Here is an 18,721-nt window from a genome sequence, read left to right on the forward strand (position 1 = left end):
AAAATTAACAGTCGGATTAGCTTGTGCTGAAGTATCAGCAGTGAAGTAATTTAACTTATGGTGATTTGTCATTGATGCCACTAAAGAGCTTGGGAATGACACAACTTTGTTATTAAAGCTTTGAACGGCATTGTTATAGACCTTGCGCTCGTAGGTTACGCGATTATTGACCCCTTCGAGTTGAACCATTAATGTTTGAATTTGATCAGATGACTTTAAATCAGGATAGTTTTCGTTAATCGTTGAAACCATCAAATTGAAAGCCTTATCTTGGCTTTGCATTGCAGCCGTTTTTTGATCTTGATCATTAGCATTGGCATAGCTTTGCTTGGCCTGGTTGTACTGAGTTCGCGCGTCGGCAATTTTACCGTAGATGGCTGATTCTTGTCCTTGAGCACCCTTAACGGCATTGACTAAGTTGGGAATTAAATCCGCACGGTTTTGCAAAGCTGTTTGAATGCCACCGGTAGCAGCATCAACATCTTGCTCTTTGCGTGAAAGGCCATTGGCAGAAGAAATGAAGCCAGCAACTAAAATAATTAGGACGAGGGCAATGGCTCCGCTCACTTGCCAAGCTCGTTTTTTATAAAAGGGAATTGGTTCGTTGATAATTGTCATTGTGGTTATCCTTTACTATTAGTAATGCTATTCTAACGGGAAATTACTGGTCTGACAAGGTAAGTCTTAGAAATCGGACCCACCACCACCAAAGTCACCGCCGCCACCAAAGTCGTCACCACCAAAATCATCACCGCTAAAATCGGACCCGCCGAAGTCACCGCCACCGAAATCATCATGGTCATAATAATCATTGTCGTGGTAACGCGGCCCTGAAAAAAGATCCGATAAAAGCCAGCCGGTGAAAAACCACCCTAAGCCAGATCCTTGGCGACGATTTTGATTTTGGTCTTGATAGGTAAAGCTGTTAGAACCGTCACCGGTTGATTCTTGGTAAGAACGGCGCTTCATTGATCGCCAGACCAGGAAGATAAACAACAAGAGAACTAACAATAAAGTACCACTGATGATGTCACTAGCCGTGCTAGAAGATTGTCCTTGCTTCTGTGCTGTCGTCGGCAAAGTTTGGGATACCTCCTTAAAGAGGCTTTGTAGCCCTTGGTTAATTTGGTTAGGGTCAGAAGACTTTAAGGCTGTTTGGTTGGCCTTTAACAATTGATAAATCTTACCATCAGGTAGGGAGGATTCCGCTCCTGTGCCAGTTACCACTCGGACGTTATTTTGCCCGTTATTTTTAGCAAAAACAATGATGACGCCGTTATCTTCACCTTTTTTACCAGCATGCCAAACCGATCGCAGGGTCAAATCATTGGTGAAATCGCGAATGGATTGGCCATCAGTGTTATTAACTGTTAGGACAGCAACCTGTGGCTGTTCCTTCGTGTTTTTAAAATTTTGCTCTTGCTTTAAAATTAAATCCTTTGTTTGGGACGTAAGGATCTTAGCTGAGTCGGTTACCACAAAATTAGAGCTTGGTTTGATTGTGTTGGGATTTTCAGCGTGGGCAATTTTGAAATTAATGCCTGCTGTGAAGGCAAAGAAGACAGTAATTGCGATTAAAACGGATTGAATTTTAATTTTTTTCATAGGGGCAATTCCTTTAAACCTCTGACCTGATGAGAGTTTCGTTGTTTATGGTGTATGGAACCTTAGTTATTACCAGTGCTGCTTTGCTGAGAGCGGTCTAAGGTTGGCCGTTTATCACGAGAATTATTGAGGATTAATTCGTTAATTAAGTTCACTACATCAGGGTTTTCAGGAAGGTTGGAATGCTGAGCATTTTCTCCGGACACAGTGGTCTGGGTATATTTGGCAACACTCTTTTGGAAAACATACTTACCTGATAAGACAGACTGAACAGGTACGATACCATCATCGGTATAGTCCTCGGAACCGGCTACTGAGTAGACGACTAAGTCACTTGGTAGGTTGTCAGAATTATTAATCATATCGGTCAGCATTGTTGTGCGCTTTGTTGTTGATGTTTCTGAAAAATTAAAGGGTGAACCAAGTGTCATGAGGGTCTTAATGTGGAAGTTGGTTGAATTGTAATAATTCTCAAGGTAATGTGTCCAAATCAATCCACCGTTAGAATGACCAACTGCTGAGAAGTTTCGGAAATAGTACTTTTTTTGTAAGCTAGTCATTACCTTGGAAAGGCTTTCGCCATCGGCCTTAATCGTTGGATAGTTATCCTGGTTTCTTTCAAAACCAACAACGATGAAGGGACGACGGTTTTCACTTGAAAGGTGACCAGAATAACTTAAGGTACCGTCTTCCTTCACTAGGACCTTTAGAACAGAATGGACGTTCTTGCCTCGTTCTTTAGCATTAATGGTAGCAAAGAGGTCATCAAAACGATTGACCGAAGCACTTGAGCCGGGAACGAAAATCACGGGATCGATTTTAGACCGTTGAATTGCTCGGTCATTATGGTGTTCAGACTGCATCCAGGAATGGGCAGAAAAAGCAGTGACAATGGTGATAAAAATGGCTAAGATGAAAATGAATTTTGAGCTTTTAGCCATGATTTTCCTCCTGTGCTAAGAGACTTTTGACAAAGGGCCAGTAGATGCAGATTGCTCCTAATAAGACGATAAATGAAACGAGCAATGACCGCCATGGTGTTTGGCTCGCCAAGAAGCCAAGGAGTAGATGAGGTGATCCGTTGGGAACGGAGAAAACAACTGGTCGAATGAAACCAACTTTAATGGCGACACTGGCAGCTAGAGACCCCCAAAGGGAACTCAAAATCATTGGAACGAGTGTTAATGGACGGAAGAAAAGGGGCAAGCCGTATGCCATGATTTGATTATTATCAAAGAGGGTTGGGATGAGAGTCCACAAGCCAATGCGACGATTTTCTTTGTTACGAGATAACAAGAGAAGAAGAGCGAGGGCTAGCGTGGCCCCAACACCACCAATTAAGGCAGATGATGTTATAACAGAATAAATGTTTTGCGGCTGTGGTAAGGTTGCCATAACCGATTGATATACAGAATTTAAATTAGCATTAACTTGAGCCAAATCTGTTGCGCCAGTCGTTAAATCAAGAGGAATACTGATGCCAAGAACAAATAGAATTGGTGTTAAAACGGCTACGATGGCAAGACTATAGAAGTGAGCGAAAAAATCAGAAGAGAAAAAAGTCGTATAGGTTCCCTGTGAGAGGATGAAGGGCATGTTAGCATGTAGGTATGTGACCGCAATACTGATAAGAGCGGCCCAAATTAGATAACCAAATCCCATGTCAGGTAAGTGATTTTTAGTTATTTTGGTTAAGCCAAGATAAGATAAGTTAACTAGGTAAGCAATTAGCAAAGCTAGACCCATATGCAATGTGAGTTGACCTTGGTTCGAGACTGTTAAAAAGGCCTGCATCAAAACCAAGCCAAAGTTTACGGTTACGGGCAACAAAGTGTCGCGGTCATTATCGAGGTGTTCACCAAGGTATTTTTTTGTCCAAATAGCCACGACAAAGGTCACAACTAAGTAATCTAAGATGTTCGTAATTCCCTGGGTCAGGAATGGAGTCCTCAACGCCTTGGAATGATAACGAAATAGAACAGTTGTGAAAAAAGCATCTGGTGCTAAAAAGAGTTTACTAAAGAGTCGCCAATAGGTGTCAATAATCACTAGAGGTAAAACTTGTTTAAATGAAAGAAAAAGATTTTTAATTGGCGATAAAGATAGCCAAGCGTGATCTAAGCGTTGAAGTTTGTGAAAAACCTTCGTTGCCATGTTAATATTCCTCCTAATACTGCCGAAAACCGGCAGATTACTGAAAAAAAGATATTGTGCTATAATAGTAAAAGTGTTTTACTATACTCTGTTAGTAATATGCCAACAATTATAACACTAACCGAATAAATTTGGGGGCACCACGCAATGTTCAAGCGGTTCATAACCAGGCCTTGGGTAACGTTTATCGTTAAAACCTTGGTCTACTTTTTAATCATTTTAGCCTTGATTTATCTGTACGGCTATTCCGGGGTAACCGGAGGCCACTTCATTTATAACGAATTCTAATATAAGAGGAAGCGACAAATGATTGACAACATTATTACTTATATCGATAACTACGCAGCACAAAATCCCGATAAGTTAGCCTATGATGAGATGGGTAAGCTTAATACTTACGGTGATTTAAAAACCTATTCCGATTCATTGGCTGCTTTTTTGGATGAGCAAGATTTGCCCGAAAAAGCTCCAATCATGGTCTTTGGTGGTCACCAATTTGAAATGGTTGCAGCCTTTATGGGGGCTTTGAAGTCCGGTCACGCCTATGTGCCAGTTGATAAGGACTCAGCCAAGGATCGAATTGACAATATTCTAGAAATTGGTCAACCAGCAGCGGTGATTGCTTTAGATGAATTGCCAATGGCAATTGATTCAGTTCCCGTTTTCCAGGGAGCTGAATTAGACCAAATTTTTAAGGCCAATCGTTCTTACGAAATGACCCATGCGGTTGAAGGTGACGATAATTACTACATTATCTTTACTTCTGGAACAACTGGAAAGCCTAAGGGTGTCCAAATCTCACATAACAATGCCCTTTCATATTTGAACTGGTATTACTCTGATGACTTTAAGTTGGAAGAAAATCAAAACGTTTTGGCCCAAGTCCCTTACTCATTTGATGTTTCCGTAATGGCTTGGGGTGGTGCACTGTTGTCTGGTGGGGTGATGAAAGCCTTACCAAAGGTAGTAGCCGATGACTTTAAGCAGTTGTTTGCCGCTTTGCCAACCTTTGATTTGAACTTGTGGGTTTCAACGCCATCATTTGCAAACGTGGCATTGCTAAGTCCTGATTTTACAGGTGAAAATTATCCTAACCTTAAAAAGTTTGTTTTCTGTGGAGAAGTTTTGACTTCAACAACTTCAAAGAAGTTGCGCGAACGCTTCCCTAATGCAGAAATTTACAACACTTATGGTCCAACCGAAGCGACAGTTGCCGTTTCTGGTTTGCAAATCACCGACGAAGTTTTGGCTAAGTACGATAAGCTTCCAATCGGTTACATGAAGGCAGATATGACTGCTACAATAATGGACCCCGATGGTTTGGCTTTGCCACAAGGCGAAGCTGGTGAATTGGTCTTGTCAGGGCCAGCCGTATCAAAGGGTTACTTGAACAATCCTGAAAAGACTGCTGCAGCCTTCTTGGATGTTGCTGGTCAACCGGGTTACCGAACAGGTGACTTAGGCTTCATGGATGAAGACGGTCTTTTGCACTACAAGGGTCGTGCCGACTTCCAAATTAAGCTTCATGGTTTCCGAATCGAATTGGAAGAAGTTGCTCAACACTTGCAACAATCACAATGGGTCGAACAAGCTGCGGCTGTTCCACGTTATGATGCCGATGGTGAAGTGAAGCAAATGTTGGCTATCGTTGTGCCAAAAGAAAATGATTTTGAAAAGCCAATGGACTTAACGAATGCCATTAAGGCCGACTTAAAGGACATTATCATGGATTACATGATGCCATCACGATTTATTTATCGTGATGCAATGCCTTTGACGCCAAATGGGAAAGTCAACCTCAAGGGCTTGATTGCTGAGGTGAACGGTAATGCCTAATCTCCAACCATATGCTGATCCAACTTATTTTATCTACCTGTTGGTTGCTTTGGTGCCGTTAGCGATTGGTTTGTACTTTGGGAAGCGAATCGTTTGGTATGAAATTTTAGTTTCATTAGCATTTATCTTTTTAATTTTTGATACTGGTCACTATGTTAAACAGGGAATTGCCATTCTGGTTTACAGTATTTGGCAATTCTTGTTAGTTTCTGGATATTCAGCTTATCGTAAAAAAGCCAATGCGGCTTGGGTCTTTTATTTGATGGTGATTTTGTCCATCTTACCAATTACGATGGTTCGCCTTGGTGCAATTGGAATTTACAAACCAGAATTCACATTGCTTGGCTTCCTGGGAATTTCTTATTTGACCTTCCGGTCAACGGGAATGATTATTGAGACTCGTGATGGTGCCATTAAAGAATTTAAACCAGTTATGTTCTTGCGGTTTATGCTCTTTATGCCAACGTTGTCATCAGGTCCAATTGATCGTTATACTCGATTTGCTAAAGATGCTAGTTCTGTCCCAGAACGAGCTAAATACTTAGACTTATTGAACCAAGCTGTCAAATCTTTGTTCCTAGGTTTTGTTTACAAGTTCATCTTGTCTTACTACTTTGGTCAAATTATTTACCCATTCTTCCAACATTTGGCACTCAATGATAATCATCACGGCTTTTCTTGGTGGTTGATTGGGGTTGCCTACTCATATGGAATGTATTTGTTCTTTGACTTTGCGGGTTACTCACGTTTTGCCTTAGCGACATCGTACATTATGGGAATTGATTCACCAATTAACTTTAACCAACCATACAAGGCGAAAAACATTAAAGACTTCTGGAACCGTTGGCACATGTCATTGTCATTTTGGTTCCGAGACTTTGTCTTTATGCGCTTTGTCTTCTTGATGTTGAAGAAGAAGTGGATTAAGAACCGTAACACAGTTTCAACTCTTGGCTATTTTGTTAACATGATGGTCATGGGGCTTTGGCACGGACTAACTTGGTATTACATTGTCTATGCCCTGATGCATGCATCGGGAATGGCAGTCAATGATGCCTGGTTACGCTTCAAAAAGAAGCACCGTGATCAAATTCCACATAATAAATTTACGGAATGGTTTGCCATTGTTGTGACTTTCCACTTCGTGATGCTAACATTTTTGGTTTTCTGTGGTTTCCTAGATACCTTCTGGTTCCACAGCTAATAAAGGAGAAATATAATGGACGTAAAAGCAGGCGTATTAGAAGTTTTGAACAATATCATTGGCGAAGACTTGTCTTCACAAATGGATGAAGATTTATTTGACTCTGGTTTGTTGGACTCAATGGCAACAGTTGAATTGTTGTTGGATTTGGAAGGAAAGTTTGGTATTCAAGCTCCTGTTTCAGAATTCAACCGTGAAGACTGGAACACAGCTAACAAAATCATCGCTAAAGTTGAATCATTGATGGGATAAAACCTCATGACGGATAAGAAAAAATTATGGCAGATCTTTGGTCCAGTGCTGGTGGCCCTGGCACTTGTCGGCCTGGTCTTTTTTCTGCCTTTTTCGCTGGGTAACTACAACCAGCAAGACTTAAAACAAGCATCGGTTTCATTTTCTGCAAACATCGTTAAGGGTGAGGCAGTTAAGAATGCGGCCTTTAACGATAAAAAAGTAAATTATATTCCATTCTTTGGTTCATCAGAACTTTCACGAATTGACTCACTACACCCATCTGTTTTGGCGGAAAAGTACAAGCGTTCATACCGTCCGTTTATGTTGGGAAAAGCCGGTTCGGAAACGATGATTCATTTCTTAGATATGCAAGAAATGCCAAAGTCTCTTAATCACAAAAAGGCTGTCTTCGTAATTTCACCACAGTGGTTTACGAAAACAGGATCAACTGCAGCTTTTTCAGTTTTCTACTCACCTTTGCAGGTGGTGGACTGGTTGTTGAATATGGATCAACCAAGTCAAACTGACCAATTCATGGCCCAGTCATTGTTGAAGCAAAGTTTGGTACGTGATAAGCCAATGTTTAACCGGATGTTGCATAATGTCGAGGATGGCAATGGCCCAAGTAAGGCCGATAAGTCAGCTTTGCGTTTGCAACGACGAGCATTGGTCCGTCAAGATGAACTCTTTTCAAACGTTAAGGCAGTTAATAACTATAGCCGCGTTTTGAAAGCGGCTAAGTCTTTGCCAAATCAATACAACCATCAAACGTTGGATCAATTAGGATATAACGAAGGGGCGGCTAACACTAAGTCGAACCGTTTCCACATCAAGAACTCTTTCTATAACACACGTGTTAAGGCTGAAGTGAAGTCATTGAAGAACTCTCAGGTTGACTATGATTATCGTCAGTCTGTGGAATATTCATATCTTCAAACGGTTTTGGCTAACTTTGCTAAGGAACATACGGATGTAGAATTTGTTATTACTCCGGTTAACCAGCGCTGGGCAAAGTATACTGGCTTGTCAGATACGATGTACTACCAAGCAGTTGACAAAATTAAGTACCAACTTCAAAGCCAAGGATTTAATAATATTGCTGACTTGTCTCACCGTGGTGGTGAACAATACTTCATGCAAGATACGATTCACCTTGGTTGGCGTGGTTGGTTGGCCCTTGATCAGTATTTGAACCCATTCTTGTCAGGTTCATACAAGGATAACGATTATACGATTAATAACCGTTTCTTGTCTGAAGATTGGCAAAACTTCAAACCGCAGGACCAAGCACCACAAACATTTTCATAAGAAGTAACTGGTTAGCGACATTCTGTGTCGCTAACCAGTTTTTTTGTTAAAATAAAGCTATGATAATCGGAATTGGTAATGACATGGAATCGATTAGCCGAATTGAAGGAGTTTTAAAACGGCGACCTAATTTCTTGTCAACAATCTTAACCCCAGCTGAAATGGCAGCAGCTGAAGAACGAACAGGTAGGCACTACCTGGAATTTGTGGCGGGTCGATTTTCGGCCAAAGAGGCGTATTCCAAAGCTCTTGGGACTGGAATTGGCAAGACTGTCTCATGGAAAAATATGACTTTACTCAATAACAAGGCAGGCCAGCCATTGATGCGTGTTGATGGTCAAAAAAATCGCATACTTGTTGCGATTACTCACAGTGGTGACTTTGTTAGCACAATTGTGGTAATTGAAAAGAAGCCTTGGTACCAGCGCGTCTTCAGAACTTTTATTTAAAGAAAAGAGAAGTAAGATGGTTAAAAATGATTTGTTTTTTAAACGCGGTGCAGCCTTTTTTCGGTCGGAATCGGCCCTAGTACATAATGCTAAAACTATCATGGAACACGCCCATGCTACACGGCTAATTGCAGTTATTAAGGCAAACGCCTACGGCCACGGTGCGGTTTGGGCGGCTAATGTTTTGTCAAAAAAATTAGCAGTTCATGATTTTGCAGTGGCGACTTTAGATGAGGGAATCACAGTACGTGAACAGTTATCAAGCCAACAAAATCAAATTTTATTATTAGGTGTTCAAAATCCGGCAATGGCTGATGTAATGGCCCAGCATGAATTATCAGTGGCAGTGGGATCGATGGACTGGCTTTTAACGGCTAAAAATCAGCTAGATCAAGTAGATAGCATTCAGCCACTAAAAATACACTTAGCCATCGATACAGGTATGGGACGAATGGGTGCTCGAACTAAGGAAGACTTATCTTCAATGTACGAGTTTGTATTGTCTGATTCAAAGTTTGAATTTGCCGGAGTCTTTACGCATTTTGCGACTGCAGATGATAATAACCAGGCTTATTATGATCAACAAAAGGCTGATTTCTTGGGAATGGTTAAGTCAGTTGGAATAGACGAAAGATATTGGCATTTAGCTAATTCCGGGTCGGCTCTTTACCATCAAAATGAAATTTATACGGACACGATTCGTGTCGGTGCGGCCCTTTACGGGTTTAATTCGGCTCACCCAGATAGGGAGACGATGGTTCCATTGCAGCCAGTGGGGGCTTTCCAGGGAAAGATTTGGTCGGTTCACAAACTATTGGCAGGACAAGCAGTTTCATATGGAGCGACATATGTTGCCTCTGAAGACCAGTGGATTGGAACAGTTCCGGTTGGCTATGCAGATGGCTATCACCGGAACCTTTCTGGAATGACAGTTTTAATCAATGGTCAGAGGCAAAAAGTTTTGGGAAGAGTTACAATGGACCAAATCATTGTTTCTTTGCCTGGACCGGTTGCACTGAATACTAATGTGACCCTATTCGGCACTGACGGCCAAGAAAAGATTAGTCTTGAGACTTTGGCTGACTACGGACAGACCATTCCACATGAAATCTTGACAGAAATTGGAACGAGAATTCCTAGAGTTGATGTAGAATAAGGTCAGCAAGAAATTAAGTAGTAAAACGGGCGATATTGCCCATACATAAGAGGATAAACATGACAGCAGATTACGAAAACGTTCGCCGCGGCGATGTTTTTTATGCCGACTTAAAACAAGGAATCGGTTCAGAACAATCCGGTTTAAGACCAGTTTTGGTTGTTCAAAATGATATTGGCAATCAAAATGCACCGACAACTATTGTTGTTGCAATCACTTCGAAGCTAGCTAAGCCAAAGTTACCAACACATATTGTCTTACCAGCTGAAGTGAGTGGAATTAAGCGTGATTCCATCATCCTAGCAGAACAAATTCGGACAATTGATAAGCATCGTCTGCGTGATCGGATTGCCCACATAGATCAGCATTCTGCTCTTTTAAAGGGTGTTGCTAAGGCATTGAAGATCAGTGTTGGCTTAGGATAAAATTGATGATTAGCTTTAATATGTCCTTAATCTGTTGTTGCTAAAGTAATCGTATTGATACACTGAGTAAAAAAGACGATGCGTCTAAAGGAGAAGGTAAATGGCCAAAGCAATTAAAATTTTATTAATTGAAGATGATCAAAACCTGGCTGATAATATCGTCGGTTTTTTGGAAGATTTTGCTGATGTAACAGCTGTCACTGACGGTTTAGATGGTGAATACGAAGGGAAAGAAGTCCCTTATGATTTGATTATTTCTGATTTAATGCTTCCGGGTGAAAACGGTTTAGAGATTATTAAACATTTGCGTGAAGATAAGGTTGATACACCAGTTTTAATACTGACAGCTAAAGCTTCATTAGATGATAAAATTGAAGGCTTTAACGTTGGAGCAGATGACTATTTGACTAAGCCCTTTCACCGTGAAGAACTCTTGGTTCGTGTCAAGGCTCTTTTGCGTCGAACTGGCGTTTATTCGGAAGATAATACCATCACAGTTGGTGAACTCACGATTAACTTAGAAAATCGTGGCGTTCAAGTCCACGGTCAAAGTGTTAAGTTGGTTGGTAAAGAGTTTGATATTTTAACCTACTTGGGACAAAATAAAAACATCATTGTGACCCGTGATCAAATTTTTGACCGAGTATGGGGAATCGATTCAGATACAACGATCAACGTTGTTAATATTTATTTGAATAATTTACGACGGAAACTGGAATCCGTTGGGCAGGGAGGATTAATTAAGACACTCCGTAACATCGGCTTTATTCTTGAGGTGCCGGATGCCAAGACTGATTAATCGTAAACAACAAATTGATAATTTTTCGACCTTAGCCCTTGGTTTATTAGTAATTTTCGGTTTTTTAGCTGGAGTTATTTTTTGGGTTTATACCTTTACTATCTACAACAGTTCAGACCGCGTTATCAATCAATACGTTGAGTACTACCAACAAAATAATTGGCTTAATGATAACGGCTTAAAAATTCAAAAAAGTTCAAATGGCGGTGATTTTCGTCGAATGCCTGAAGATTATCGAGGTAACTTTGTTTATTTTGATGACAAGGGAAAACAAATTGAAAATGCTAATCCCAATAACGGGTCTAAGACTGTTGTCACTCGGCGATTAGGGGTGAAATTTGATAAGAGCGACTTGGACATTGCACCACGAACCATTCATGTTAATAAAACCTATCTGCGGGTAGTTGCAGTAAAGTTCAAAGCCAATACTGTTCTTGTACCGGATGGTCAGGGGTTGAAACCGGCGACTTATGGCTACGTCTATGTCGATGTAACGGATACGGTTTTGAATTTGAAAAAGTTCCAAGATGTGATGTTATGGTCCTTTGTATCAGCGTTCATTTTCGCGCTGTTCTTTGCCTTTTTCATTGCTCGTCAAAGTATGAAGCCAATCTTAAAGGCTTGGGACCAACAGCAGGACTTTGTCAATAATGCCGCTCACGAATTAAGGACGCCAATGTCAGTTATTCAGGGGAAGCTGGAAACAATGTTAACGAAGCCTGCAGACTCAATTCGAGATCAGTCCGAAGCAATTATATTGTCACTGTCCGAAGTTCGTCGGCTAAATTCGTTAACGAACAATATGTTAACTCTGGCAAAAACAGGGTCAAACATGACTACGATTGAAAAAGAAAAAACGGATTTGAACAAATTTTTGCCCCAAATCATGTCACCATATATTGAAATGGGTGAAATTTCAGATAAGAACGTCCAAATCAAAAATCTTGTTAAACAACCTGTTTTTCTTGACCAAAAACGTATTCATCAATTGTTAGTTTTGCTAATGGATAATGCCCTGAAGTATTCTGATGAGGGAGCTAGTGTCTTAGTGACGGCCGTTGTCGAAAAACGCCGGTTAATATTATCCGTAGCGGACACGGGCCGTGGCATTTCTGCCGATGCAAAAAAGCATATCTTTGACCGTTTTTATCGTGAGGATAAGACCGGAAACCGTGAAACTGGTGGAACTGGCCTTGGGCTGTCAATTGCTGAGTGGATAGTCGCTGCTCATAATGGTAAGATTACCGTAAGTGACAATGAACCACACGGAACAATTTTTAAGATTTCTTTGCCATTGTAGGTTTTGAAGACTAAAAATACAGTAGGAAGGTAAAGCGACAAATGATTTTTAGAAGAAGGCATGCCTTAGCAATTATCATGGCCATGGCTTTTACAATTGGAGCTATCCTTGTTTGGGCTGGGTCATTACCAAATTCGTGGTATCAGGACAAACTGTCACAAGCCACACATACTAATGCAGCTGGGACAGCAACTGTTGCGGCGACAGCCTATAAAAGTTCTGACCAAGCGATTGCGGCCTATAATCAAGTGAAAGATTCTGTTGTTACAGTTCAGAACTTGCAAAAGTCAGCCTCATTGGATGATGGGGTTTCTGCTTTTGATAATCAAAACAAAGATAAGCAACAAACTGATTATCAAACGGCTTCTCAAGGTTCGGGAGTTGTTGTTAAGATTAATAATGGCACTGCAAATGTCGTGACTAATAATCACGTCATTGAGGGGTCTGATAGTATTCAAGTCGTTGATGCTAATGGCCAAAAAGCAGAGGCAAAAGTGATTAAGGTTGATGCTGCTAAAGATTTAGCGCTGATTCAGGTTAAATCAACAGCCTTTAAGCAGGTTGCTAAATTTGCAGATAGTAGCACTCTTAAATCCGGACAACAAATTATGGCGCTTGGTTCCCCACTAGGAACGGCCTATGCATCAACTATGACAAAGGGGATAATTTCTGCCCCAAGTCGTAACTTGACGGCTGCTCAAACCAATAACCAAAGTATTCAAGTTATTCAAACGGATGCTGCCATTAACCCAGGTAATTCGGGTGGCGCATTGATTAACCTAGACGGTGAAGTGGTTGGAATCAGTTCGGCAAAGATTTCGGCTAGTGCTGCCGATACGACGATTGAGGGAATGGGTTTTGCCATTCCATCTAATACCGTGGCAGCCTTTCTTAAATAAAATCAAATGAAAAGACGAGCTATTCAGCTCGCCTTTTTTGTTAGAATGTAATTAGGATTTACTTTAAGGTATTGGCATACCAATCTTCAACTTGCTTTGGAGCCAAACGTTCTCCATGGCCAATTTGGTCTACTTTTTCACCATCAATAAATAGGACAAATGATGGAATGCCACGAAGACCATACTTTTTAGCAACTTCTAAGTTGTCATCGCGGTTGGCATCAATCCAACCAGCACTTTTAGTAACTTCGTCTTTGATGTTTTGCACAAATGGCTTGATAACTTTGCAGTCACCACACCAGTCTGCTGACAAGAACATGAGCTGTCGGCCGGGTTGGTCAATAAAGCTTTGAATCTCTTCATCTGTGTGTTTTTCTTCGTGGTACATGATTGACCTCCAATCTTTTGACTTAGTATAGCATATTCGACTCAAAAATAAAATTGGACTAGTTGTAATTTTAGGACAGTAAAGGATAAAAGATAATGACATTGATTCATAATTTCTACAAAGATTACCAACCAATCGTCTCACAAGAACGAATAAAGTCAGAAGCATTATTTCAACAAGGCGAACCAGCTGGACGACGGGTCTCTTATCAATCATTGGTAAACCACAGCCAGGACCAAGAAGGATTTAAGACCTTGGTTGAATATGCTGATGAGATGCAAAAGCAAAGTCAACAACCCGTGCTCTTTCATTTACGGGCTGGGGATGTTACCCCCACTAATTTAGTTCAAACAATGACGATGTTTAGAGAACACGGACTAGAAAACTTACTAATTATTTCTGGTGATCAGATGCGGCTGGCAGATGGTTATTCATCAGCCATCTCATTATTAGAGGCAGTTCAGGTGGCTGAGATTACTGGTTTTGATTTGGCAGCGACGCTCGACGTCAACCAGGTCAAGACGCAGGGATTAAAGGCAGTTGTTCAACAGGCGTTAGCCAAGGAGGGGGCCGGGGCAAAAGTTCTGATAACGCAGGTCTTTTTCCACATTGAAGACTTCTTACTTGTTCAAGATGCACTCCGAGAAGCCCAGTCGAAAGTATCATTAGTAGCGGGTATTATGGAGAACCCGAATCCGAAACAACTGGCTTGGGTAAAAAATGTTTTACACGGTGAGGTACCAGAGGAATGGTTACAAGATCCTGTCCAGGAGACGAACCGCTTAGTTGCGGCTTTAACAGCCCATCAAGCCGCGGGAATTCATTACTTCGCTCAACCGAAAAATTAAAAACGTGAGCATAAGTGACCAATTCGCTCGACAAATTTGTTACTTATGCTATTTTTCTTTTTTTATTAGGTCTTTCGGTGTACAATTGATTGATTATTACAGACGACGGAGAACACTTATGTTACGAAATTTGAAGCGGATTTTAATTGGTAAACCGCTGAAAACACTGGAAGCATCTGACCAAGCCTTATCAAAATCAAAGGCACTGGCTTTGCTGTCTTCTGATGCTCTTTCTTCAGTAGCTTACGGGACGGAGTCGATTACGGCCGTTTTGTTGGCTGGTGGGGCAGTAGCCCTCTGGTTACAGCTACCGATTGCATTGTTAATATTATTCTTATTGGCTGCGATTGTTTTGTCATACCGGCAAATCATCCATGCCTATCCAAATGGTGGAGGGGCCTACACGGTGGCTAGCACCAATTGGGGGCCCAAGGTTGGCTTGGTAGCTGGGGGATCACTCTTAGTTGACTATATGCTAACGGTGGCTGTTTCGGCTTCCGCTGCTGCTGATGCCATTACTGCGGCCGTCCCATCATTACTATCGTTGGCTGTTCCAATTTCTATTATCATTATTTGTATTTTGACCACGATGAACCTGCGCGGATTGCGTGAATCAGCCAACTTCTTGATGGTGCCCGTTTACTTCTTTATCGTGGTGATGGCAATTACGGTCTTTTACGGTCTCTATCAAGCGGCGACTGGTGCGATTCCGATGCACGCAGCAGCTAAAATCGGAACTGATTTTTCAGGCTTGACGATCATCTTCTTCTTGCGGGCCTTTTCATCTGGTTCATCTTCATTGACCGGAGTGGAAGCAATTTCCAATGCCGTACCAAACTTTAAGGCACCAAAGGAGAAGCACGCCGCCAGTACCTTGACGATGATGGCTTTGATTTTAGCAACTTTCTTTATGGGGATTACTTTCCTTTCTTATTGGTATGGAATTCGACCAAACGGCCATTCAACAGTCTTGTCGCAAATTGCCGCAATTACTTATGGTGGTCATGGCTTTTTCTTTTACCTCGTCCAAGTTGCGACTGCTTTGATTTTGGCTGTGGCTGCTAATACCGGCTTTTCCGCCTTTCCCGTTTTGGCCGTTAACTTGGCCAAGGATAAGTACTTACCACACCTCTTTATGGACCAAGGTGATCGGTTGGGCTATTCCAATGGAATTTTGTCGCTTTCAATGGGAGCTATCATTTTAACGATGATTTTCCATGGCTCGACGGATGCTTTGATTCCTTTATATGCTGTTGGTGTCTTCGTACCTTTTACCTTGTCACAATCAGGGATGATTATTCACTGGTCTCGTTTACGACCAAAGTTTTGGTGGGCCAAGGCCACGATTAACTTTATTGGGGCCTTTATGTCTGCTAGCTTGGTGGTAGTTTTGTTTGCTACCCGTTTGGCTCACGTCTGGCCTTACTTGATTATTATGCCAATCGTCATTACGATTTTCTTGAAAATTAAGCAGCACTATACGTCCATTTCCAAGCAGCTTCGCTTGCAAGCTTTGGATAAGGTTGATCATGAACGACAACGCTATGAAGGGTCAACAGCGATTGTTTTGGTATCTAACCTGACCCAGGTGACGGCCGAAGCGATTGATTACGCCGATTCGATTGCCGACCAGGTCGTGGCGATGCACGTTTCCTTTGATATTAATCCAGAAAAGGAAGCAAAGATTGCTAAGCAATTTGCCGACAATTTCCCGGATGTGCGCTACGTTGATGTTCATTCGGCTTATCGATCAATCGCTAAGCCAGTGATTGGTTTTGTCACTAAGGTCTCCAAGCAGTCTGAAAAAATTAACTACTCAACGACGGTTATTTTGCCTCAGTTCGTACCGAAGAAGCCTTGGCAGCATATTCTGCATAACCAATCTTCTCTGAGGTTGAAGGCCGCCTTGTCGGCGATGGATAACATCTCAATTTCAACTTACTATTACCATTTATCAGAATAAGTAAAAAGCGTCGACCTCATAGAGGTCGGCGCTTTTGATTTGTCATTATAAATTTAGAAGGTTTCGGCGGGAATTTGGTCAAGTTTGCCTTGCCAGTCAACTTCCGGATACTTGCGCGCCAGAGTTGTTGCCAGAACGCGCTTAGCTAAGTTGCCGTTACGAGTAAAGACGGGGCCGTGGAAGTATGAACCGAAGACGTTGTGGTAAATCACACCCTCGGTCTTGTCCATACCGTTGTTCCCTTGACCGGTCGTCACGTTACCAAGGGCCTTTTCATCCTTACCAAGGAAGGTTCGACCTTGATGGTTTTCAAAGCCGTGGTATTCTTCACCAGTCTCGTTGTTTTTGATAACGATATCACCGGTCAAGCGGCTACCCTTGAGTGTCTTGACTTCTTCGGCGGTCATGTTGGTGGTGTAGTGGTCCATCACCCCGATGCCGTCGACCTTTGATCCGTCGGCCATTTCCATGTAGTGGCCTAACAATTGGAAACCACCACAGACGGCGAGAAGGGGACCGTCGTTTTCGATGTAAGTCTTGAGGTTGTCAGCCTTGGCCTTTAAGTCATGAGCCACGATGGTCTCTTCATAATCTTGACCACCGCCGAAAAGGACGAAGTCATACTTTTCAGGGTCGAAGTCATCACCGAGGGAAACCAGCTGGTCGTCGATTTCCACACCGATTTGCTTGGCGTAGTAGCGGAGAGCGATGATGTTACCGTAATCGCCATAAGTGTTCATTAAGTCACCATATAGGTGGGCTAGGTTCAATTGATAGTCAGCCATTAATATTCCTCCTTAATGTAACCTTTATTCTTCAAGACAGCGCGAATTTGGAGCATGGCGGTATAGGTCGCTGCCAGGTAAACCTTTTTAGTTGGGGCTTCTTCAATCGCCTTTAAGATATCTTCCGTCTTTTGATAAGTTCCGGCCAAATCAAAGCCAGCCATCTTCAAACGAACGGTGACATCCTTGTAGCGTTGACCGCCGGTGGAAATGGATTGGAGGTTTGAGTCGTGCAATCGTTCAAATTCGGCATCCCAAATCCAAGAAGTATCAATCCCATCCGCGTAGTTAGCGTTGAGCATGGTAATCAAGGTAAAGGGATTCTTCTCCGTTTGCATCATGTCGATGACGGAGTTAGTACCAACCGGATTTTTAATCAACAAGATGGTAACAGCCTTATCACCAACCTTAATGGTTTCTTGGCGGCCAAAGACCTGCTTGTCTTCTTCAAAAGCGGTTTTGATTTGCTCGGGGCTAACACCAAAGACTCGGCCAACTGTATAAGCAGTTAGGGCGTTATAGATGTTGTAGAGGCCACCGATACTAATTTGGAAGGGATGACCATCGATTGAAAAGCTTGATGACGTTGGGGTCAATTCACCCAAGTCAGTCACGGCGTAATCCAACTTGGGGCGTTTGAAGCCGTCTGTTGTTGAGAAGTATTGGCCGAGGTTGGCGTAGGTGATGAAGTTATAGTGCAGAACGGAGTTGTCTGTAGGTGACAGGATTCCATCGGTGTTAGTTGGGGCCTTGAGGTCCTGGTAGTCGGCCGGTTGAACGTGGTCAAAGCCGTAGTAAATGCGGTCGTTGTCATAGCGACCACGGGCGAAGATTGGTGAGTCGGCATTGGTAATGACCTTAGCGTCTGGTGCGACATTAATGCCGTCAATAATCTTGTCGTAGGTGCTGTAGATTTCACCATAGCGGTCGAGTTGGTCGCGGAAGAGGTTCGTTAAGACAAAGTACTTGGGTTCGATTGCTTTAGCAAGGCCTAAGACATTGGCTTCATCAACCTCCAAGACGGCGACGGGTTTCTTACCATTTGGTGAAGGCTTAACTTTGGTAGTTAGGAGTGTGCCTACAATCCCTTGGACCATGTTTGATCCGGAAGGGTTAGTGACCACTGAATACCCACCGGCCTTCAAAACTCGGGTGATCAGGGCGGTGGTCAGGGTTTTTCCATTGGTTCCCGTGACAATCACCAAATCAAATTCTTTTTCGATGGTGTGTAAAACTTCCGGGTCGATACGGACGGCTAATTTGCCGGGTAAAGAAGTTCCTCCGCGTTTTAAGACTGAGCGTAGGATAAAGTGACTACTTTGGGCCGTTAATTTGGCCAAATGACTTTTTAATGACATAAAAAAGTCC

General features: G+C 42.2%; 20 protein-coding genes. 13 read left to right on the forward strand and 7 right to left on the reverse strand.

The window, feature by feature from the left end; genetic code table 11:
* From AOQ29_RS01290 to AOQ29_RS01305, 4 genes are all read right to left on the reverse strand, one after another.
* The coding region (locus AOQ29_RS01290; RefSeq protein WP_061992748.1) for a LemA family protein at positions 1-618 on the reverse strand (618 nt) is incomplete at its 3' end.
* Positions 619-684: 66 nt separating this feature from the next.
* Positions 685-1,605, reverse strand: coding sequence for a TPM domain-containing protein (locus tag AOQ29_RS01295; protein WP_061992749.1), 921 nt, complete (start codon positions 1,603-1,605; stop codon positions 685-687).
* A 62-nt stretch (positions 1,606-1,667) separates the two neighbouring features.
* Positions 1,668-2,546, reverse strand: coding sequence for an alpha/beta hydrolase (locus AOQ29_RS01300; protein WP_061992750.1), 879 nt, complete (start codon positions 2,544-2,546; stop codon positions 1,668-1,670).
* Positions 2,539-3,759, reverse strand: coding sequence for a PTS sugar transporter subunit IIC (locus AOQ29_RS01305; RefSeq protein WP_061992751.1), 1,221 nt, complete (start codon positions 3,757-3,759; stop codon positions 2,539-2,541). The genes AOQ29_RS01300 and AOQ29_RS01305 overlap by 8 nt, the downstream gene beginning before the upstream one ends.
* 147 nt (positions 3,760-3,906) lie before the next feature.
* On the opposite strand from AOQ29_RS01305, the gene AOQ29_RS01310 reads away from it, so the two are divergent.
* The 11 genes from AOQ29_RS01310 to AOQ29_RS01360 all read left to right on the forward strand — a co-directional run bounded on the left by AOQ29_RS01310 (position 3,907) and on the right by AOQ29_RS01360 (position 13,369).
* Positions 3,907-4,047 carry a teichoic acid D-Ala incorporation-associated protein DltX gene (locus AOQ29_RS01310; RefSeq protein WP_083989207.1) on the forward strand — a complete coding sequence of 47 codons (141 nt, stop codon included), beginning with the start codon at positions 3,907-3,909 and terminating at the stop codon, positions 4,045-4,047.
* Between the two features lie 18 nt (positions 4,048-4,065).
* Entirely contained in the window at positions 4,066-5,595 is a 1,530-nt protein-coding gene (dltA, locus tag AOQ29_RS01315) for a D-alanine--poly(phosphoribitol) ligase subunit DltA (protein WP_061992752.1), read from the forward strand.
* A complete protein-coding gene (gene dltB / locus AOQ29_RS01320; RefSeq protein WP_061992753.1) occupies positions 5,588-6,799 on the forward strand; it encodes a D-alanyl-lipoteichoic acid biosynthesis protein DltB in 1,212 nt (403 codons plus the stop codon). The genes dltA and dltB overlap by 8 nt, the downstream gene beginning before the upstream one ends.
* Positions 6,800-6,814: 15 nt before the next feature.
* A complete protein-coding gene (gene dltC / locus AOQ29_RS01325) occupies positions 6,815-7,051 on the forward strand; it encodes a D-alanine--poly(phosphoribitol) ligase subunit DltC (protein ID WP_061992754.1) in 237 nt (78 codons plus the stop codon).
* Positions 7,052-7,057: 6 nt separating this feature from the next.
* Complete coding sequence (gene dltD, locus AOQ29_RS01330) at positions 7,058-8,341, forward strand: D-alanyl-lipoteichoic acid biosynthesis protein DltD (protein ID WP_061992755.1); 1,284 nt, start codon at positions 7,058-7,060, stop codon at positions 8,339-8,341.
* 59 nt (positions 8,342-8,400) lie between these two features.
* Positions 8,401-8,790 (forward strand): holo-ACP synthase, encoded by a 390-nt coding sequence (gene acpS, locus AOQ29_RS01335; protein WP_061992756.1) that lies wholly within the window; start codon positions 8,401-8,403, stop codon positions 8,788-8,790.
* A gap of 16 nt (positions 8,791-8,806) precedes the next feature.
* Positions 8,807-9,946: an alanine racemase gene (gene alr / locus AOQ29_RS01340; protein ID WP_061992757.1), complete on the forward strand. Its 1,140-nt coding sequence runs from the start codon at positions 8,807-8,809 to the stop codon at positions 9,944-9,946.
* Between the two features lie 59 nt (positions 9,947-10,005).
* Entirely contained in the window at positions 10,006-10,371 is a 366-nt protein-coding gene (locus tag AOQ29_RS01345; protein WP_061992758.1) for a type II toxin-antitoxin system PemK/MazF family toxin, read from the forward strand.
* 100 nt (positions 10,372-10,471) lie between these two features.
* The gene (locus AOQ29_RS01350) at positions 10,472-11,170 is read left to right on the forward strand and encodes a response regulator transcription factor (RefSeq protein ID WP_061992759.1); all 699 of its coding nucleotides are present in this window, start codon (positions 10,472-10,474) and stop codon (positions 11,168-11,170) included.
* Positions 11,154-12,470 (forward strand): sensor histidine kinase, encoded by a 1,317-nt coding sequence (locus tag AOQ29_RS01355; protein ID WP_061992760.1) that lies wholly within the window; start codon positions 11,154-11,156, stop codon positions 12,468-12,470. Before AOQ29_RS01350 ends, AOQ29_RS01355 begins: the two co-directional genes overlap by 17 nt.
* A 41-nt stretch (positions 12,471-12,511) precedes the next feature.
* Complete coding sequence (locus tag AOQ29_RS01360; protein WP_061992761.1) at positions 12,512-13,369, forward strand: S1C family serine protease; 858 nt, start codon at positions 12,512-12,514, stop codon at positions 13,367-13,369.
* A 58-nt stretch (positions 13,370-13,427) separates the two neighbouring features.
* Here the strand turns inward: AOQ29_RS01360 and AOQ29_RS01365 are convergent, their stop codons facing one another.
* On the reverse strand, positions 13,428-13,757 hold the full coding sequence (locus tag AOQ29_RS01365) for a thioredoxin family protein (RefSeq protein ID WP_061992762.1): 330 nt from the start codon (positions 13,755-13,757) through the stop codon (positions 13,428-13,430).
* Between the two features lie 95 nt (positions 13,758-13,852).
* Between AOQ29_RS01365 and AOQ29_RS01370 the strand changes: the two genes are divergently transcribed.
* Together AOQ29_RS01370 and AOQ29_RS01375 are read left to right on the forward strand one after the other, a co-directional pair.
* Entirely contained in the window at positions 13,853-14,605 is a 753-nt protein-coding gene (locus AOQ29_RS01370) for a methylenetetrahydrofolate reductase (RefSeq protein WP_061992763.1), read from the forward strand.
* 118 nt (positions 14,606-14,723) lie between these two features.
* Positions 14,724-16,568, forward strand: a complete 1,845-nt coding sequence (locus AOQ29_RS01375; RefSeq protein WP_061992764.1) for an APC family permease — start codon at positions 14,724-14,726, stop codon at positions 16,566-16,568.
* A 53-nt stretch (positions 16,569-16,621) separates the two neighbouring features.
* Here the strand turns inward: AOQ29_RS01375 and AOQ29_RS01380 are convergent, their stop codons facing one another.
* Together AOQ29_RS01380 and AOQ29_RS01385 are read right to left on the reverse strand one after the other, a co-directional pair.
* On the reverse strand, positions 16,622-17,353 hold the full coding sequence (locus tag AOQ29_RS01380) for a type 1 glutamine amidotransferase (protein WP_061992765.1): 732 nt from the start codon (positions 17,351-17,353) through the stop codon (positions 16,622-16,624).
* Entirely contained in the window at positions 17,353-18,711 is a 1,359-nt protein-coding gene (locus AOQ29_RS01385) for a Mur ligase family protein (protein WP_061992766.1), read from the reverse strand. Before AOQ29_RS01385 ends, AOQ29_RS01380 begins: the two co-directional genes overlap by 1 nt.
* Positions 18,712-18,721: the final 10 nt, after the last annotated feature.

Source organism: Fructobacillus ficulneus (assembly GCF_001047075.2).
Lineage (GTDB): Bacteria > Bacillota > Bacilli > Lactobacillales > Lactobacillaceae > Fructobacillus > Fructobacillus ficulneus.

What these genes read in the sequence shown, in the direction of transcription:
- AOQ29_RS01295 (WP_061992749.1), bottom strand. Translation starts at nt 1,605, where the DNA reads ATGAAAAAAATTAAAATTCAATCCGTTTTAATCGCAATTACTGTCTTC.
- AOQ29_RS01300 (WP_061992750.1), bottom strand. Translation starts at nt 2,546, where the DNA reads ATGGCTAAAAGCTCAAAATTCATTTTCATCTTAGCCATTTTTATCACC.
- AOQ29_RS01305 (WP_061992751.1), bottom strand. Translation starts at nt 3,759, where the DNA reads ATGGCAACGAAGGTTTTTCACAAACTTCAACGCTTAGATCACGCTTGG.
- AOQ29_RS01310 (WP_083989207.1), top strand. Translation starts at nt 3,907, where the DNA reads ATGTTCAAGCGGTTCATAACCAGGCCTTGGGTAACGTTTATCGTTAAA.
- dltA (WP_061992752.1), top strand. Translation starts at nt 4,066, where the DNA reads ATGATTGACAACATTATTACTTATATCGATAACTACGCAGCACAAAAT.
- dltB (WP_061992753.1), top strand. Translation starts at nt 5,588, where the DNA reads ATGCCTAATCTCCAACCATATGCTGATCCAACTTATTTTATCTACCTG.
- dltC (WP_061992754.1), top strand. Translation starts at nt 6,815, where the DNA reads ATGGACGTAAAAGCAGGCGTATTAGAAGTTTTGAACAATATCATTGGC.
- dltD (WP_061992755.1), top strand. Translation starts at nt 7,058, where the DNA reads ATGACGGATAAGAAAAAATTATGGCAGATCTTTGGTCCAGTGCTGGTG.
- acpS (WP_061992756.1), top strand. Translation starts at nt 8,401, where the DNA reads ATGATAATCGGAATTGGTAATGACATGGAATCGATTAGCCGAATTGAA.
- alr (WP_061992757.1), top strand. Translation starts at nt 8,807, where the DNA reads ATGGTTAAAAATGATTTGTTTTTTAAACGCGGTGCAGCCTTTTTTCGG.
- AOQ29_RS01345 (WP_061992758.1), top strand. Translation starts at nt 10,006, where the DNA reads ATGACAGCAGATTACGAAAACGTTCGCCGCGGCGATGTTTTTTATGCC.
- AOQ29_RS01350 (WP_061992759.1), top strand. Translation starts at nt 10,472, where the DNA reads ATGGCCAAAGCAATTAAAATTTTATTAATTGAAGATGATCAAAACCTG.
- AOQ29_RS01355 (WP_061992760.1), top strand. Translation starts at nt 11,154, where the DNA reads ATGCCAAGACTGATTAATCGTAAACAACAAATTGATAATTTTTCGACC.
- AOQ29_RS01360 (WP_061992761.1), top strand. Translation starts at nt 12,512, where the DNA reads ATGATTTTTAGAAGAAGGCATGCCTTAGCAATTATCATGGCCATGGCT.
- AOQ29_RS01365 (WP_061992762.1), bottom strand. Translation starts at nt 13,757, where the DNA reads ATGTACCACGAAGAAAAACACACAGATGAAGAGATTCAAAGCTTTATT.
- AOQ29_RS01370 (WP_061992763.1), top strand. Translation starts at nt 13,853, where the DNA reads ATGACATTGATTCATAATTTCTACAAAGATTACCAACCAATCGTCTCA.
- AOQ29_RS01375 (WP_061992764.1), top strand. Translation starts at nt 14,724, where the DNA reads ATGTTACGAAATTTGAAGCGGATTTTAATTGGTAAACCGCTGAAAACA.
- AOQ29_RS01380 (WP_061992765.1), bottom strand. Translation starts at nt 17,353, where the DNA reads ATGGCTGACTATCAATTGAACCTAGCCCACCTATATGGTGACTTAATG.
- AOQ29_RS01385 (WP_061992766.1), bottom strand. Translation starts at nt 18,711, where the DNA reads ATGTCATTAAAAAGTCATTTGGCCAAATTAACGGCCCAAAGTAGTCAC.